At 46.3% G+C, this 17,613-nt stretch carries 12 protein-coding genes; 4 read left to right on the top strand and 8 right to left on the bottom strand.

The window, feature by feature from the left end; translation table 11 throughout:
- Positions 1-303: 303 nt before the first annotated feature.
- Together L21SP3_RS00060 and L21SP3_RS00065 are read left to right on the top strand one after the other, a co-directional pair.
- A complete protein-coding gene (locus L21SP3_RS00060; RefSeq protein WP_077538327.1) occupies positions 304-1,497 on the top strand; it encodes a helix-turn-helix domain-containing protein in 1,194 nt (397 codons plus the stop codon).
- 74 nt (positions 1,498-1,571) lie between these two features.
- Entirely contained in the window at positions 1,572-2,345 is a 774-nt protein-coding gene (locus L21SP3_RS00065; RefSeq protein ID WP_077538329.1) for an OmpA family protein, read from the top strand.
- 67 nt (positions 2,346-2,412) lie between these two features.
- Here the strand turns inward: L21SP3_RS00065 and L21SP3_RS00070 are convergent, their stop codons facing one another.
- The 4 genes from L21SP3_RS00070 to plsY form a co-directional block, all read right to left on the bottom strand.
- Positions 2,413-5,532, bottom strand: coding sequence for a hypothetical protein (locus L21SP3_RS00070; protein ID WP_161488010.1), 3,120 nt, complete (start codon positions 5,530-5,532; stop codon positions 2,413-2,415).
- Between the two features lie 179 nt (positions 5,533-5,711).
- Positions 5,712-6,545 (bottom strand): CPBP family intramembrane glutamic endopeptidase, encoded by an 834-nt coding sequence (locus L21SP3_RS00075; RefSeq protein WP_077538333.1) that lies wholly within the window; start codon positions 6,543-6,545, stop codon positions 5,712-5,714.
- A 24-nt stretch (positions 6,546-6,569) separates the two neighbouring features.
- Entirely contained in the window at positions 6,570-7,946 is a 1,377-nt protein-coding gene (locus L21SP3_RS00080; protein ID WP_227806776.1) for an NAD(P)-dependent malic enzyme, read from the bottom strand.
- An 8-nt stretch (positions 7,947-7,954) separates the two neighbouring features.
- On the bottom strand, positions 7,955-8,596 hold the full coding sequence (gene plsY / locus L21SP3_RS00085) for a glycerol-3-phosphate 1-O-acyltransferase PlsY (protein WP_161488011.1): 642 nt from the start codon (positions 8,594-8,596) through the stop codon (positions 7,955-7,957).
- Between the two features lie 356 nt (positions 8,597-8,952).
- Between plsY and L21SP3_RS00090 the strand changes: the two genes are divergently transcribed.
- A complete protein-coding gene (locus tag L21SP3_RS00090) occupies positions 8,953-10,503 on the top strand; it encodes a glycoside hydrolase (RefSeq protein ID WP_161488012.1) in 1,551 nt (516 codons plus the stop codon).
- 91 nt (positions 10,504-10,594) lie between these two features.
- A complete protein-coding gene (locus tag L21SP3_RS00095; protein ID WP_077538339.1) occupies positions 10,595-12,832 on the top strand; it encodes a glycoside hydrolase family 3 N-terminal domain-containing protein in 2,238 nt (745 codons plus the stop codon).
- Positions 12,833-12,852: 20 nt separating this feature from the next.
- On the opposite strand, the gene menA is transcribed toward L21SP3_RS00095, so the two are convergent.
- The 4 genes from menA to L21SP3_RS00115 form a co-directional block, all read right to left on the bottom strand.
- On the bottom strand, positions 12,853-13,764 hold the full coding sequence (menA, locus tag L21SP3_RS00100) for a 1,4-dihydroxy-2-naphthoate octaprenyltransferase (RefSeq protein WP_077538341.1): 912 nt from the start codon (positions 13,762-13,764) through the stop codon (positions 12,853-12,855).
- An 83-nt stretch (positions 13,765-13,847) separates the two neighbouring features.
- Entirely contained in the window at positions 13,848-15,659 is a 1,812-nt protein-coding gene (aspS, locus tag L21SP3_RS00105; protein WP_077538343.1) for an aspartate--tRNA ligase, read from the bottom strand.
- A gap of 54 nt (positions 15,660-15,713) precedes the next feature.
- Positions 15,714-17,327 carry a transcription termination factor Rho gene (gene rho, locus L21SP3_RS00110; protein WP_083735242.1) on the bottom strand — a complete coding sequence of 538 codons (1,614 nt, stop codon included), beginning with the start codon at positions 17,325-17,327 and terminating at the stop codon, positions 15,714-15,716.
- Positions 17,318-17,530 carry a hypothetical protein gene (locus L21SP3_RS00115; protein ID WP_077538345.1) on the bottom strand — a complete coding sequence of 71 codons (213 nt, stop codon included), beginning with the start codon at positions 17,528-17,530 and terminating at the stop codon, positions 17,318-17,320. Before L21SP3_RS00115 ends, rho begins: the two co-directional genes overlap by 10 nt.
- Positions 17,531-17,613 lie beyond the last annotated feature (83 nt).

Below are 17,613 nucleotides of genomic sequence, written 5' to 3' on the forward strand. Positions count from 1 at the left end.
GCTAATATATACGTTATTACTTTTATATATGTTTCAAGTTTGCATTACAGGCAGAAATTATTCCTCCAGCAAAACTGGCTGGGTTTTGATATTTAGAGGGTGATGTTTAGCCCTCGGCTTTGGTATAGAATGCCAAATGACAGGAGGACAATTCGCATCCAGAGCAGTGAAATTTAGGGGCATAAAAAATAAGCATTGTTAAAAGCTTGCAAGATATATTTGTAAAGTTATAATCGATTTATATAATTGCTATTTTGTGTTTGGCCAGTAATTCGAACTACGTAGTTAAGATAAGGATTTGCAATGTCCGAAAATTATTATACTCTTGAACAAGCCGCAGAAAAGCTCGGTAAGACCCAAGAGCAGCTTAAGGAGTTTGCCAAGGTTAACGACATCAGCGAAATGAGGGACGGCTCAAAGATTTTCTATAATAAAGAAGATATTGATTCTCTTGCCCAAAAGCAGGTTGATGATGATAATCTCAATGTTGAAGATTCTGTAATCGGTCTTGATGAAGAAAGCTCGCTTGGCGGCTTAGATTCTCTGGATGATGACAAATCCGAGGATGATCAGGGCGAGGAAGTTAATATTGATGAAGATATGGAACAGATGATAGAGCTCTCAGATGCGGATACAGCAGTTGGGAAGGATTCTCCGGATTCAGAATCTGATGAGTCTGAAGGCAAGGAAGACGATGCAAGCTTCTCTGATGACAGCCTGCTTTCCTTGGCGGACACCATGGCTAACGAAAATGAAGAAGGCCAGAGCTCACAGGGCTCAAATAATCAGCAGGCCTCTAATGAAGAACAGAATTCCTCAGACCAGAAGGACGAAAGCTCAAAAGACCAGCAGGGTGAACAGCAGATAGATGCAGATGCTGATATGGGCTCAGATGAGGAGGGTTCTGGAATATTAGACCTTTCCCTGCAGGCAGATGATTCCCAGCTCGGTGCGGTTCTCGATGATATTCTTCCCGGCGATGAAGGCGGCGGCGGGGGAGACGACGATTTCGGTGATTTCGATGTTGGCGCTATTGAGGAAGGCGAAGACCAGCAGAAGGCAGAGCCCGAACAGGACGAGGCTCCTGAGGCCGCAGAAGTTGAAGCAGAGCAGACCGAGGGGCAGGATGATTTGAGCTATCCGGAAGTGCAGCCAGAGCCCGAACCGGCAGCTGCAAGTGCGCCGGCGGCTGCAGCAGCAGCCTCATCAGCAGAAGAGGGCACAAGCTTCGGCTTTGCTATGCTTCTGCCTTTCATCGCAGTGGTTATGACAATTGTTATCCTTGCCGGATTGGCAGTGAATGGTTCAGAGCCGCTTTTTGTTCCTTTTGTGCAGCAGTACTTTGTTTATATTGCAGGCGGTTTGGCCGTAGTTACCCTTATAATTGGGCTTTCCGGTGCTTTCTCCGGAGGTTCTGCAAGCGGGAAAAAGGCCGGCGGCAAGAAGTCTTCGAAAAAGGAAAAGAAAACCAAAGGCAAGAAGAAGAAAAAGAAATAAAATTAGCCAAAGTATGCTTCGGAATTGATGCGAAGCTTTTAGCTTCTGAATTTGTAGACAAGAGAGGATGCGCGATGAAGTATGGTATTGTAACAGTTTTAGCTGCGTTTGCTTTTATGCTTAGTGGATGTGTTTCACAAGGGGCATACGACAGCCTGAAAATGAAAAATGAAACACAGAGCGAGAGAATCTCAGAGCTTGAATCAAAGTATAACTCTGCAAAGCTCGAGCTCCAGCAGCTCAGGGAAAAACTCGAAACTGCAAGGGAGCTTGAAAATGCAGGCGAGCAGGCCGCTCAGGAAGAAATAAAGCTTCTTGAAGAAGCGCTTAAAGAGAAAAATGAGCTCGTTAAAAAGCTTCAGAAACAGCTTCTTGAAGGCGGTGTAAAGCTTCCGGCAGAGCTGAACGTTATGCTTGAGGAGTTCGCTTCAGCCAACCCTGATCTTGTTACTTTCGATTCAGAGAGAGGCGTTGTGAAATTCAAGAGCGACTTAACTTTCGCTCCGGGCAGTGATAATATAAATTCTCAGGCAAAAGAGGCTATCTCAAAGTTCTGCGGGATTGTGAAATCAGAGCAGGCCGAGAAGTTTGATATAGTTATCGCAGGCCATACCGACGATATGAAGATTTCAAAGCCCTCTACCAAACGTGAGCACCCAACCAACTGGCATCTTTCGGCGCACAGGGCAATCTCTGTTCTTCAGAGTATGATGAATGAAAGCGTAACCCCCGAGAGGCTCAGCGTACGGGGCTACGGCGAATACAGGCCGGTTGCTCCAAACAAGCCCAATAACGGCGGAAACGTTAAGAACAGGCGGGTAGAAATCTATATAGTCCCGCAGGGCTGAGCTCAGAAGTAAGCTTATAAAGTATTGAAAAACCAGACCCTTCCTTCAGATATGATGGAAGGGTTTTTTAATGGGGGATTCCGAATGTGCGGGGTTTTATGGAAGGGTCGGATAAAGGCCCTCTAACCTTAACCTCTGCTATGAGTTTTCCGATAGTGTTGAGCAGTTTGCCGCGAAGAGTTTCATCCTCGAACATAAAAACCTGCAGGCTTAAATCGAGCTGCTGATTTTCAAGATTCATTTCGCCCGCACCTTGGAGCTTGAGATTTTCGAGCTGAATTACAGCATCTGAGATAACGAGTTTGTCTTTGATGATATAACCGCTGATCAGGCCGGTTTTGATACTCTTCTCAGCGGGCTTTCTCGAAAACACTGCCGATACAATTCTTGATATTAGATTTTTGGGTGTGATTTGGCTGTTCTTTAGAACTATATCAAGCCGTCCCTTCCTGAATTCTTGCCTGCCTAGCACGCCTTCTACGCTAAGCTGAGATGAAAGCATGCCGGAAAGGGCAAGCCTGCCGTTTTCTTCTTCAACTGTATCATTCAGCAGGCGGCTGATGTTTACATTGTTCAGATCGAGGGAAAAATCGTATGCAGGCGGGGCATCTCCGGAAGGTATGAGACGATAATTGAAGCTCGCTGCCCCTCCGTAAAGGCTTGCCGAGCCCTTTTCTGGCGAGGAAAGCTGTCCGTAAGAGTAATTAAAGCTCTGCGATACATCTTCGAAGACAGCGCCTCTGTAGAGCAGGCGGGAGCAGTAGAGCTCTGCTTCGGATTTCAAAACACTCAAGTCTTTGCTAAGCGTGCAGCTTCCGGTTAAGCGCCCTTCAGCAGAACTCAAACCTTCTACCCAATCGGCTGATAAATCCTCGAACTCGAAGCTGAATTTTTCGATTTCTACTGTATCCTTCGCACTGCTGAATTTGAGCCCTTCTATCGCTGCATCCGCCTTGCCGCTGAATTGGGAGAATTTCTTAGAATCGGTTTTGCTGAGATTAACTGATTCTGCTGTAATGTTGCTTAAGGATTCAAGCTTTCCGTTTTCATATTTTATTTTGCCGTCCGCGTTGATTATTGCCTCAGGGAAATCTTCGCTTTTTCCGCTTATTGAATAGTTGAACGAAGCATCTTTCTTTGCTCCTGCCTTTATACCAACAGTTCCTGAAACATCGTTCAGCCTGAAATTGTCCACTGCGGCTGAGTTTTTATTCAAAACCGCCTCAGCAGTGATTTGGAGTTTTTCTTCCTGCGAATATGAGAAATCCCCGTCGAGCCCGAGTTTGCCTTCAAGCAGATTTGTTTCTTCATAGCCAAGTAGTTTGAGAAGCTCTCCAGAATTCATATTTTCGCTTTCAAACTCGCCTTCAAAGCTTTCCAGTGAGCTGTTTGTTATCTCTCCGCCTGCATTTGCCGTGAGTTTTCCGCCTCCCGCTTTACCTCTAAGTATTTCGGCTTTCCAGCTTTGATTATCGGCTGTTATTTTCATCTTCGGATTGGATATTGCGATCATAAGGGGTTTGTAAATGATCTCTTTTCCTGATATCTCAGATTCCAGCTCCCAGTCCGGCTTATTGCTCTGTTCTCTGCGAAGCCTTAGGGATGATGTGCTTTGAGCATCTATGTAGAAATCATCCAGCATGTCCGCAGGCTCATCGGGCAGTGAACCGATCAGTACGCTGTCTAAAGTGAGCCCCTCGGCATAAAGGTCAATATCGTAGTCCGGTTCTTTCAAAAGGGCGTTTTCAAGAGTGCCGCTTATGTTAAAATCAGCTTCTCCTGCAATGCCGCTTATATCATTGAGAGTTATGGTTTCAGGTGTGATTTTTATATCGCCGGAGATACTCTCAGCAGGCAGGGGAAAACTTCTGAGCTTTGCCTGAGCGTCCTTTAAGTTTACGTCTATAAGATACCTCTTGCCTTTCTCGTCCCGCAGATACTGATATGTAAAGCCGATTTCACCTGACGGGTTCAGCATATTCCATATTTGCCTTAGTCTGCCCTCAAGGCTTTTGTAAACATCTCCGGTTAGATAAGCCTGATTGGAAAATATTTTTATATCGCAGTTGGGATAGTCTGGAAGGCTGGTGCATCTAATATTATGCCAGCCGATAACTTTTGCCTCCTGGTTTTTGTTCTTGCATTTCAAATCGAAACTGTATTTTTCTGAGCTCACATCTATTTCACCGCTAACTTTCACCTCATAAGGGAAAAAGACGTATCTGGCGCTCATTTCCTGCGGTCTTATCACACCCCGCATATTCGGTCTTTGAGAAAGGCCTCCCCAAACCTTAACCTCTGCATCCATCCTGCCTTCAGGGTTGAATTCTTTCAAAAAAGATTTCGTGCCTTTACCTATAAAGCTGTAGAGTTTTTCTCCTTTGTAAATTGCATTTACTTTCGTGGAAGATGAAAGGAGGATATTCTCAGCGTTCAATGAAACTCTATAAGGAGCATTATCTTTTGAAAGATCAGCAAAACCCTTTACTTCTATCTCAGATTTGCTTGTTAAGGCGTTTAGATTAAATCTCACAGGACTTTGCGGTTTCCACTGAGCATCAATACTGAGTTCTTTGCTCATCCATGCGCTCCCGAATATGCTTGCATTCAAGTTTCCGGCGATCCGCATAAAACCTTCATTCCCAGGCTTTATTTCTCCGTTCAGAAAAGAAGCACCAAAAGCAGCATCGGCAGGGGATGTAAGCATAATTTTGTAAATATTGCTGCTGCCTTCCGAGGCGAGCTTGAAGCTTGTTAGAACGATATCTTTTTTCTCAGGCCTCTTAATCGACACATTTTTTGCTTCCAAATCTGGAAATCTGCCAGACTTGAATATATTATAAAAAGGCCGGGATGCTGCATCTTTAATTGTTTTTACAAATAAAGGATAGGCCTTCTTCGGAGCAATTACTTCCAAAACAGGGTTTGAAATCTGAACGTTTTCTGCTGTTATTTTCTCAATTGAAGGTGATAGCAGCCCATTATCAAAAAGTGAGTAATTTACAATCGCTTTTTTCGCTGAAAAATTGAACTCAGCGGCAGAGGCTTTAAGCCCGCTTACCAGAAAACGGTTACCCTGTTTTTCTATTTCCTCGTACTCAAGCTCTGCGCCGAAGGCTTTTTCGAGGCCTTGGGTGATTTTAGACTCGAATATATTTATAACACTGCCTCTGAAGCTGTACAGCACAAAAGCAGCAGCACAGGCGATTGCTAAAAATAATATAGCTGTTTTAGTAAATTTCTTCATTGGCAGAGAATAGTAATTACCCGCTTTTTATTATCAATATTAAAAATGCATCTATGAAAACCTGCTTAAGGAATACTCTGTCTGTTCTCGGTTTGTTTGAAAGATTTATGTCCATTCTTTCACATCAGGCAGGCGGCTATAAGGTTATGTACAGCGTGCGTTGAAGCAACAATTCCAAATCCCCTTATCCCGAATATTATCGAAAGGTATATTCCCGCGAGAAATCTGAATGTAAACGTGGATATTCGAAAAGGCTCGCCGGCAACAAATCTCCAGTCCATTATGTAGAAGTAATGATGCAGGCTGAAAAGAAGGCTCGAAATTATTACTGCGGTAATAGTTGAGCGTATTCTCGGCATTCCGAAGAGCTTTTCAAAGATTAGCGTAGCGAAAGAAATCAAAAGAAGCCGAAAAACGAGCTCTTCGAAAATTCCTGCACCTATCCCGGAAACTATATTAACAGCGAACATTCCGCCCGGTGTCTGCCAGTCTAAAACGGCAGACATATCAGGCACAGCCGGAACAGGGGAGTAGCCCGGGGCGTTCTGGCCGGCTATGTAGGTTATGCAGGAACTGCACACAAGCAGGGGGATTGTGAGTATCGTGGCTTCTGCGAATATTATGGGCAGATCGCTCCATTCAACCTCGATCTTCTCCCGAGATTTTATCTGCACTATCCCAAGAGCCGCTATCACAACCAGCGGAGTACCCACCCAAGCCTGCATTTCTGAGAAATTCAGCCAGAGCAGGAATTTGCGAACCCATTCAAATGAAACCACAATACCCGGTATGTTTTCGGTGCTTGTTGAAAAGAAATCAGGGCTTAGAGATGAAAGCCCTGCTTCGTAAACAACGATAAGGATAGCCACGAGTATCAGCGAATATATAGGACGAGATGTCCTGTGCAGATACAAGTCCAGTTCGTGGGTCTTTCCTTTACTGCCAAAATTCATACAGGGATTAAGCTTTCCTGAGATTCAGCCTTTAGCCGCCGCATTAAAAACTGCCTTCGAAACTTTAATGTGAATATTTCTGTCTATCATATCCGGAAGGAGCATACCACCCTCAGACTGCGCCGCCAGCGACTGGGCAGCAGCGAGCTTCATCGCAGCGGTTACAGTTTTCGCGCCGGAATCAAGCGCGCCTCTGAATATCCCCGGAAATGCAAGGGCATTGTTTATGGTTCTGCCGTCTGCGCTTACAGCAGCGCCTGCTTCCAGAGCCTCTTGGACGGATATCTCGCCCTTCGGGTTGCTCAGCGGGAAAACTATCGGCTTATCTGCCATTGATGAGATCAATTCCCCGCTCACTATATCCGGCCTTGCAACGCCTATGAAGATGTCTCTGTCTTTGAAGCCCTCTTCGAGCGGGCCGGAAATGCTGTTTTGATTGGTCAGCTCTGCAATTTCCTGAGTGTAGGGGTTCATCTGCTCTTTTCTGCCATTGTATATAGCTCCGCCTGCATCGTAAACCACGATATCCTTAATGCCGTATTCCAGCAGGATTTTGGTTATTGCATAACCCGCTGCACCTGCACCGATAATCACTGCCGAGCAGTCTTGAGGTTTCTTTTCTGTAATCTTAACCGCATTGATAAGAGCCGCGAGAACTACGGTTGCTGTGGCGTGCTGGTCGTCGTGAAAAACCGGTATATCGAGCATACTGTCGAGCTTCTGCTCTATCTCAAAGCAGGCCGGTGCGGCAATGTCCTCAAGCTGTATTGCCCCGAAGCTCGGGCTGATATGTTTTACAGTTTCAATTATCTCATCAGGTTTCTTTGTATCTAAAACTATCGGCACTCCGCTTATCTCCACAAATTCCGAGAATATAGCGGCTTTGCCTTCCATTACGGGCATAGAGGCCTTAGGCCCTATATCGCCCAGTCCGAGAACCGCCGTTCCGTCTGATACTATCGCCACGCGCGAGCCTATTCCTGTTACCCGTGAAACCGCCTCAGGGCTCTCAGCTATTGCCTTGCAGGCCGCTGCTACACCGGGCGTGTAAACCATACGCAGGTCGGTAAGGCTTTCGATTTTCTTCTTGCTCTTAACTTCGATTATTCCGCCAAGGCGTGATTCTTCTACAAGGTCTGTAAATTCCTGTATCTCACCGCCGCCTGATTTAAGCGTTTCCAGGGCATTCAGTGCGGCCTGCCTGGAGTTTGAGAAAAGGTTCATCTCTAACGCTGCCGACTGTCCGTCTCCTTCAATCGTATTGAGAGAGGATATGCTTGTTTCCTGTGTGTTGACTGATGCGAGGATCTCGGCTGTGTTTTTTCTCAGAGAAGTAAATTTGATTCGGTATATGTGGTTTGCGCCGAAATGTTCCTGCAAGCTTTTTTTATGATTACTCATAGATACCTTTATAGAGCCTTTTGCTCAGTTCCGTTTATTAGTTTTATGATATTTTTCTTGTGCCTGTATATAACCAGAATTGTCAAAAGCCCTGCAGCGGCGATCAGCGGCCACAGCTGATAAAAGCTCCAGCTTTCAACTATGGCTATCTCTATTGATAAAATTATTGGAAACATCGCAGCTGCTAAAATTGACCCCAGCGAGACGTATTTCCATATATAAAGGCATATAACCCAGATTATAAAGCAGATAACCCCGCAGATTGTGTAGTACGGCCATAAACCAAGAACCACGCCAAGTCCGGTTGCAACGCCTTTTCCGCCCTTAAATTTGAGGTAAATGGAAAAAATATGGCCTGCAATTGCAGCAGCACCGCACAGTAGCCAAAGCCAAAGCTGGGATTGATTTGGCTCTCCAGAAATAAGCAATCCGGCTGCTATCATAGGCAGCGCACCCTTGAACAGGTCTAAGAAGAAACATATCTTTGCCCATTTCCCTCCCAGCGCACGGCCTAAGTTGGTTGCTCCTATATTGCCTGAGCCCACTTTACGCAGATCAATGCCTTTTGATTTCGCTATTAAAAAGCCGAAAGGTACTGAACCGAGCAGATAAGAAAAAACCGGCAGAATTAGTAATGTTGCAGTAACCAAATAATTAACCCTTTTGCAGTATCGCTCGTTTATAAATTGATTTATTAATTAAGTAGATTATATCCTTTCCGCTGTTTCAATCAACGCATTCATTTAACCTGTCAAACTTTCCCATTGAATTCCGAATCAGCAGGCAGTATATATTTACAGCTGGATAATTTAGATGTGCAATATTATTCAAAATATTTTAAATTGCAGTTCCAGCTTATGAAAAAATAAGCTTTTCGGGATATAACAGTAATAAAAACAGTCAGTTTTATAAGCTTAAGCAAAAAAGGGAAGCTATGGATTTAGGGCTAAAAAAGATTTTATCAACAGTGTTATTATTTTGTATTTCTGGTGGGGCTTTAAGTTATGTGGAAGTTCGGCCGGGAAGCAGGAATCTTATAACAAAAACGGACAAATCGGTTAAAATATCAATCGATACATCTAAAAAGCATCAGAAAATTACCTCTTTCGGCGCTTCAGACTGCTGGACAGCCCAGATGGTTGGTCAGTGGCCGAAAGAAAAGACAGATGCAATAGCAGATATGCTGTTTTCTGCCAGTCTCAAAGAAGACGGCAGCCCGAAAGGGATAGGCCTTTCATCCTGGCGGTTCAATATCGGAGCGGGCAGCGATATTAATGATAAAATCACAGACCCATGGCGGCAGTCCTCTTGGCTTTTCAATGAAGCAAAAGATGATATATATATGCCGGAATTTGAAAAGGAAACCCGACCTCGAATCAAGGGGCAGAGGACATTCCTAAGGGCAGCCCGTGAGAGGGGAGTAGAAGAGTTTACTGCCTTTACGATAAGCCCCCCGATAAATATGACAAAAAACGGCAGGGGCTTTTGCAGCAAAGATGTCGGCTCAACAAATTTGCAGGAAGGGAAAACCGGCGAATTCTGCGATTATATAATAGATTCTGTTAGAGCACTGCAATCCGCTGACGATGTTGAATTTGATTTCATAAGCCCGATCAATGAGCCTGAATGGGACTGGAACAAGCGCAGCCAGGAAGGCTGCCGGTACAACAACTCCCAGATGTCTGAGATTGCCAAAACGCTTCACGGCAAAATAGAAAACCAAGAGTCTGTGAATGCAAGGCTGCTTATGCCTGAATCCGGACACCTAAAATCGTTCTACGACTGGCAGGACAGCTCAGATAAATCCAAAGGGAAATATATAGAGCAGTTTTTTGAGAAATCCAGCGATAATTATTCAGGCAAGGCCCTTTCAAACCTTCTGTGCGGACACAGTTACTTCCTTGATGACCCCTCTGAGGGGCTTGTTGATGCCAGAGTAAAGTTTAGAAAAGCTCTTGATAAATACCCCGAACTTGACTACAGGCACACCGAATACTGCATCCTCGGCAAAACTGACCACGGCTTTGGAGGCAATGGCCGTGATCTCAGTATTACCTCAGCGCTCTTTATCGCCCGGGTTATACATTACGACCTTACAATTGTTGAAGCCTGCGGCTGGGACTGGTGGCTCGGTATTTCCCCGCATGATTATAAAGACGGCCTTGTTTACACCACAAAAACTATAAAAGACGGCAGGTACAACGATTCGAAAATGCTCTGGGCTATGGGGAATTTCAGCCGCTTTATAAGGCCCGGGATGTATCGTGCGGAGCTTGAAAGAAGCGACGGCGTGCAGAACGAGAACGCTTTTGAAGGTCTTATGGCCTCTGCATACGCCGGCAATAATGAGAAAATTGCTGCTGCGGTATTCGTGAATTATTCAGGCAAGTCTGAGTCTGTGAGTTTCGAGAAGGACGGCCTGCCGGAAGATGCGAGGGTTGTTCCGTATATCACAGATTCGGCAAGCGATCTTGCACCTTGCAAAGCAGGCTCGCTGGATAATTCATTCAAAATTCCTGCCAAAAGTATTGTAACATTCGTTATTCAGGCTAAATGAGAGGCCAGATTACCAATCGAAGCTTTAAACAATTTGTGATTACGCTACAATAAAACCCTGTTACGCAAAAATTTAATTAAAAGGGGTTTTTATGTACGCAGATAAAAATATATGGAAATTACTTTCGCTGTTTCTGGTATCTTTCTCCGGGCTTGTTATGGCTCAAACAGAGCTGGATAAAAAGGCTGATGCCTTGGTGTCTAAAATGACTCTCGATGAGAAGGCCGGACAGATGACCCAGCTCACCCTCAAGTCATTCACTAACGGCAAATCAGGCAGTGAACTCAGGCTCAATAAGGATAAGCTCGAAAGATACATTGCAGAAGAGAAGATAGGCTCAGTTCTCAATTGCGGAGGTCAGGCGCTGCCGCCGGAGAAATGGCTTGAAATAACCAATCAGGTTCAGAAATATGCAAAGAAGACCCGTCTGCAAATCCCTGTTATCTACGGGCTCGATTCAATACACGGAGCTGGTTATGTTTCCGGCTCTGTGCTTTTCCCGCACAACATAGCTATGGCAGCAGCGGGCAGCCGTGAGCTGGTTAACAAAATGGCAGAAGCAGCCGCCCTCGAAACCAGAGCAGCGGGGATAAGATGGAATTTTGCTCCGGTTCTCGGAGTTGCAAGGCATCCGTTTTGGCCGCGTCATTACGAAACCTTCGGAGAAGATTCTTTCATCGCATCCGAGCTTGGAAAGGCATACATTTCAGGCCTTCAGGGCGAAAAGCTCCCGCTGGCAGAGGATAAAGTTCTAGTATGTATGAAGCATTTCCTCGGATACAGCTATCCTCGTTCAGGGCGGGACAGAACCCCCGCATGGATTCCGGAAATCCAGCTAAGAGAGATTTTCGTACCTCCGTTCAGGGCAGCAGTTCAGGCGGGCGCTGTTACTGCAATGATAAATTCCTCCGAGATTAACGGGCGGTCTGTGCATGCAAGCCCGTTTTATCTCAAAAGGCTTCTTCGGGAGGATATGGAATTCAGCGGTTTTACCGTGAGCGACTGGGCAGATATCGACAACCTCTACACGCGTGAGATGGTGGCTGAGAATCAAAGGCAGGCGGTGAAAATCGGTGTTAATGCAGGCATTGATATGAGTATGACGCCGTTCAAGATTGATTTCAAGAAGCACTTAGTTTCTCTCGTTCAGGCGGGCGAAGTTTCTGTTGAGAGGGTGGATGAGGCTGTGCGGAACATACTGAAAGTTAAGTTCCAAGCAGGCCTGTTTGATGATCCCTTCCAGGATAATAAGTTAGCAGGGCAGATAGCTTCTGAAAATGCAAAAAAACTCAATCAGCGCTGCGCGGAAGAGTGCATTACTCTTCTGAAAAATAATTCTGATATACTCCCGCTTTCAGAGGGCACTAAAATTCTTGTTGCCGGCCCATCCGCTAATTTGAAAAGTGTATTAAATGGGGGATGGTCCCGCACTTGGCAGGGCAGGGAAGAGCATCTGTATCCTGAAACGCAAAAGACGATTCTTGAAGCAGTCAAGGCTGAATTCGGCGAAGAGAATGTAAGCTTTGAAAAGGGAGCAGATTTCCAAAAGCTGCTCAATGCAGATAAGGCCTATGCTAAGGCAGAAAAATGCGATTTGATAGTGCTCTGCGCGGGAGAAAAAACATATACAGAACATTCAGGCAATATCAGGGACTATGAAATATCCCTCTCCCAGCGTAAGCTCGCAGAAAGGCTGAGCGAGGCAGGCAAGCCGATTGTAACCGTTCTTACTCAGGGCAGGCCTCGAGTGGTTCGGGAGATTGAGAAGCTCTCAGATGCTGTTGTGATGGCATATCTCCCGGGCGTTAAAGGTGCAGATGCAATAGCTGATGTGCTCTCCGGCGATGTTAATCCCAGCGGGCGGCTTCCGTTTTCGTATCCGAAATATGCCGGCGGATTTGAATGGTACGACTACAAAAAATCAGCAGATTGGAGCCAGTGCAAGGTTGAGTTTCAGTGGCCGTTTGGTGCTGGCCTTTCATATACCGATTTCGAATGCAGCAATTTGAAGCTTTCAAGAGATTCTGATGAGAAGGAAGATTTCAATGGGCTGAAGGTATCGATTGAAATTGAAAACAAAGGCAGAATGAAGGGCGGCTATATTGTTCAGGTTTACGTTTCAGATAAAGTGGCAAGTGTTACCCCGGCAAATAAACGCCTCAAGCAGTTTAAGAAGATCTATCTAAAGCCCGGCGAAAAGCAAACCGTTGAATTTGATTTGCCCCCCGAGGCCTTTTCATTTATCAATGCAGAATGCAAAAGGGTTATAGAGCCGGGTGAATTTGTTATACGTGCTGGCGGCTTGAAAAAGAAGTTTGTTCTAAAATAAATTAGCGAATCGAAGGCCGGTCAGCCTGCTGCAATCCCCGCAGCAGAAGCGGCCGCCATACATACATAATGGGCAATATTAAGGGCGTTTGGAAGATTAACGCCCTTTTTGCTTAATCTTTCTTCGCTTGCCGATATTAAGCAGGCAGCTCCCAGCGGAGAAACAAACAGATAAAACATTGCACCGCCTGCAAAGCTGCACTCCAGCGAAACGCTCACAATCGCAATTATATACGAAAGGCCAATCAGGCATCTGTAAAATGCTGCAGCCTTTTTAACCCCGAAAACTGCGGGAAATGTTTTCTTTCCGGCAGCCCTGTCTGCTTCGATATCCGGTATGGAGTTGAGAAGGGCGGTGGCAGCTATAAGCAGCCCGGTAATTACGGCAGGTGCAGTGATTTCAGGAGAGAATTTCCCGGCCTGCAGGTAGTATGCACCGGCTGTGGGCAGGATGCCGAATACCGTAAAGATATAAGCCTCGCCGGGCATTCGGTAGCAGATGCTGAAGGGCGGGAGCGTCCAGAGGACGCCCGCAAGCACGCCGACAATGCCCATCAGTAGTATAACCGGGCTGGCGGAGATTAACACAATCACAAGGCCGATCAGCGCTCCCGATATTAGTGCAGTGAGCCCTGCTGAACGCATTTGCTCAGGGCTTAGAATCCCGTCCTGTATGTATCTGCTGCCTCCTCCGAAAACTGTTCTGTTTGTGTTGAGCCAGTCGTTTCCCGAGAGGTGGTCGAAGTAGTCGTTGAGCATATTCGAGCCTGCATTTATGCACATTATGCTCAAAACTGCGAGGCAGGCAGTAAGCAGGTCAAGCTCGCCGGCAGCTTTTGCCCCGAGAGACGTGCCAATCACAACAGGTGGAATGCCAGGGAGCAGAAAAGCCGGCTCGGGCGCGCATAAAATTTTCAGAACCCTCTTGTTCAAATTTTACCTCAAATATCACTGCTGCCGTGAAATTAAAAAGCCTGCACTGGGCAGGCTCAGAATTTATTTGTTATTATACTGTACTATTCGAGTTTTTCAGCATCTTCGTGCAGATGCTTTTGAACGTGTATATTCAGCTCATCAAGCTGCTGCTGGTCAACCTCGCCCGGGGCCTCTGTCATTAGGCACTGGCCTCTCTGAGTTTTCGGGAACGCTATAACGTCCCTTATGTTCTCAGTGCCTGTGAGGATCATAGTGAGCCTGTCGAGCCCGAATGCGATGCCCCCGTGGGGAGGCGTTCCATATTTCAAAGCATTCAGGAAGAATCCGAAACGCTCTTCTGCCATCTCATCGCTAATGTTCAGAAGCGAGAAGATCTTGCGCTGAATTTGGGGGTCGTGGATACGAATGCTTCCCCCGCCGATTTCCGAGCCGTTGCACACAAGGTCGTATGCCTTAGACCGCACGCTTCCCGGATCGCTTTCGAGCTTGTCCAAGTCTTCATCTACCGGAGAGGTGAACGGGTGATGCAGCGAGTCCCAGCGTTTTGTATCTTCATCCCATTCCATAAGAGGGAAGTCTGTTACCCAGACGAATTTGTATTCACCCGGGCTGTAAAGCTCAAGGTCTTTGCCGAGCTTAATCCTGAGAGCTGCAAGAGCCCTGTTTACAGTATTCTTCTTGTCTGCCACAAACAGCAGCAGATCGCCTTCTTCGGCTCCGAATGTGTCCAGTATTTTTTCTCTCTGCTCATCTGTGAAGAATTTGGCTATATTGCTCTTGAGATCGAGTCTGCCGGTCTCTTCGTTCTTTGCCGCCTTAAACCAAGCGAGTCCTTTAGCCCCGTAGTCAGCAACAAAGCCTGTGAGCGTCTTTTCTATATCGCTTCTGGAGTATGTCCCTGCTCCTTTTGCGCAGAGCCCTTTAACGAGCCCGCCTTTTTCTACAGTAGAGGTAAATACCTTGAAGCTTGATTCGCCCGCTATATCTGTTATATCCTTAAGCTGCATATCGAAGCGCAGGTCAGGGCGGTCTGTACCGTAATTTTCAATCGCATCGGCATAGGTCATCTGCTTTATCGGCAGGTCTATATCAACGCCCAAAATCTTCTTCCAGACCCTTGCAATCATATTTTCATTGATTTTAATCACATCATCGCAGTCAACAAAGCTCATCTCGAGGTCTATCTGCGTGAATTCTGCCTGCCTGTCTGCCCTCGGGTCTTCATCCCTGAAACAGCGTACAATCTGGAAATATCTGTCCATCCCGCTTACCATAAGGATCTGCTTAAAGAGCTGGGGAGACTGCGGAAGGGCATAGAAAGAGCCCTGGTAAAGCCTGCTCGGCACGAGAAAATCTCTCGCTCCTTCAGGCGTGCTCTTTCCGAGCATTGGTGTTTCGATTTCGTAGAAGCTGTTTTCTGAAAGATAATTTCTCACCTCATAAGCAATATTATGCCTCGTGATAAGCTTATCCTTCATTTCGTTTCTTCGAAGGTCGATAAAGCGGTTTATAAGCCTCGTATCCTCGCCCACTGAATTCGCTGAGTCCAGCTCGAAGGGCGGGGTTTCCGCCTTGCTGAAAATCTCCAGTTCATCAATTATTATTTCCACGTGTCCTGTGGGGAGTTTGGGATTCTCAAGGCCTTCGCCTCTCTTTCTCACGCTCCCTTTTGCCCCAATTACCCATTCGCATCTGAGCTCTCTGCCGAGCTGATGCACTTCAGGATTGATATCGGGGTTAAACACAATCTGCACGAGACCGGAAACATCTCTTAGATCTACAAATACAAGATTTCCGTGGTCGCGGTAGGAATTTACCCATCCGCATACAGTAACCTCTTCTCCTACGTTTCCAAGGCGTACATCACCGCACTTCAGAGTTCTTTTAAGCATATGCTCCACCAAGTAATTGATTTATCGATTAACTTAATTTTTGACTGTCCAGGCCTAAAGTCCTCGAGACATACTCATAAGGAATTCAGCGTTGCTGTTGGTTTTGGCAAGACGGGTTTTCAGAAGCTCAACCGCCTCTACAGGTGTCATCTCGCTGAGAACCTTGCGCAGACGGTAAACAAGCTCGAGCTCATCGCTGCCTATAAGCAGTTCCTCTCGCCTTGTTCCGCTTCGTCCGATATCAATAGCCGGGAATATCCTCTTCTCAATCAGTCTGCGGTTCAGGTGGATTTCCATATTGCCCGTAGCCTTGAATTCCTCAAAGATCACTTCATCCATCTTCGAGCCGGTATCTACAAGGGCAGTGGCGAATATCGAGAGAGACCCGCCTTCTTCAACATTTCTCGCTGCTCCGAAGAAACGCTTCGGCATCTGCATGGCGTTTGCATCAACGCCGCCAGTGAGGATCTTGCCGCTGTGGGGCATTTCTGTGTTGTATGCCCTTGCGAGCCTTGTGATTGAGTCGAGAAGGATTACAACATCCTCGCCGAATTCAACTCGCCTCTTGGCCTTCTCGATTACCATCTCAGCCACCTGACAGTGCCTTGAGGGAGGCTCGTCAAATGTTGAACTGATAACTTCTACATCATCCTTAACTTTGCGCTTAAAGTCTGTTACTTCCTCTGGCCGTTCGTCTATCAGAAGAACTATTATCCGCACTTCGGGGTAGTTTGTGCTAACTGCATTACACATCTTCTGCATAAGCACTGTTTTACCCGTACGAGGCGGAGCCACAAGCAATCCTCTTTGCCCCTTGCCTATTGGCGTAACCAGATCGATTATACGGGTGCTCAGCTCTTGCGGATCTGTTTCGAGGATAAAACGTTCTTCCGGATGAAGGGGCGTAAGATCCCTGAAAACAACCCTGTCTTTGAGCTGGTCGGGTTCGTAGAAGTTGATTGCTTCAACCTTCAGCAGGGCAAAATATTTCTCGTTGTCTTTAGGAGGCCTTATCTGACCCTGCACAATGTTGCCGCTGCGAAGACCGAATCGCCTAATCTGGGATGGGGATACGTAGATATCATCCGGGCTGGAGAGATAGTTGTATTTTGGATTTCTCAGAAAGCCGAAGTTGTCCGGGAGGATTTCAAGAACACCTTCGCCGTAGTAAAGCCCGCTCTCTGAAATACGCTGACGCAGAATCTTGAAAACCAGATTCTGCTTTGGAAGCCCGACATAATCCTCCAAACCCTCTTCTCGGGCGAGTTCCTGAAGCTCTTTTACCGTAAGGTTCTGAAGCTCGGTAAGGAAGAGCTTGCCCTTCTTAATCCGTTCATATTTGTCATGTGCAGATTCTTTACGCTTGCCGTTACGTGAGCCGTTTGAACGTGTATTTCGAGTTTTCGGCGTGTATCCCTGACGGCTGTCCTGACGGCCGTTCTGACGTGGACCGCGGCTGTTGTCTGAGCTTCTCCCGCTTCTTGCAATGCGAGGACGCTCTGTTCTCTGCTGATCTTCTGGGCTTTGTTCGCCTTCGTCCTGTTGAGTTTTCTCGCTCGACGGCTTGGCGGGAGTGAGCGTTTCCTCAAGGTTAGCCTGATCGGAAGAAAATGTCTCAGACGCAGAATAATCATCTGCCTGCCCCTCGCTTGCAGGGCTCAAGTCCATTTCTTCAGGCTGCTTTTCGGCTGTCTTCTTTTTGCTGCCTTTTTCTTTGAAGCAGTTTTTGTGGTCTTTTTCGCAGCCTTTTTGGTTGTTTTCTTTGTTGTGCGTTTTTTGGTTGTCTTTTTTGTTATCCCTTCTGTTTGTTCAGAGGGAGTTTCCGAGTTGTTCTGTTCAACTTGCGATTCGTTTAAATTTTCGTCTGTCATACTTGCTCCTTAGGCGATAGACATAACCTTTGACTATAAAATGGTATGTTTTTTTTGTTCCTAAAACTTAAAATTGACTTATA

Source organism: Sedimentisphaera cyanobacteriorum, from assembly GCF_001997385.1.
Classification (GTDB): domain Bacteria; phylum Planctomycetota; class Phycisphaerae; order Sedimentisphaerales; family Sedimentisphaeraceae; genus Sedimentisphaera; species Sedimentisphaera cyanobacteriorum.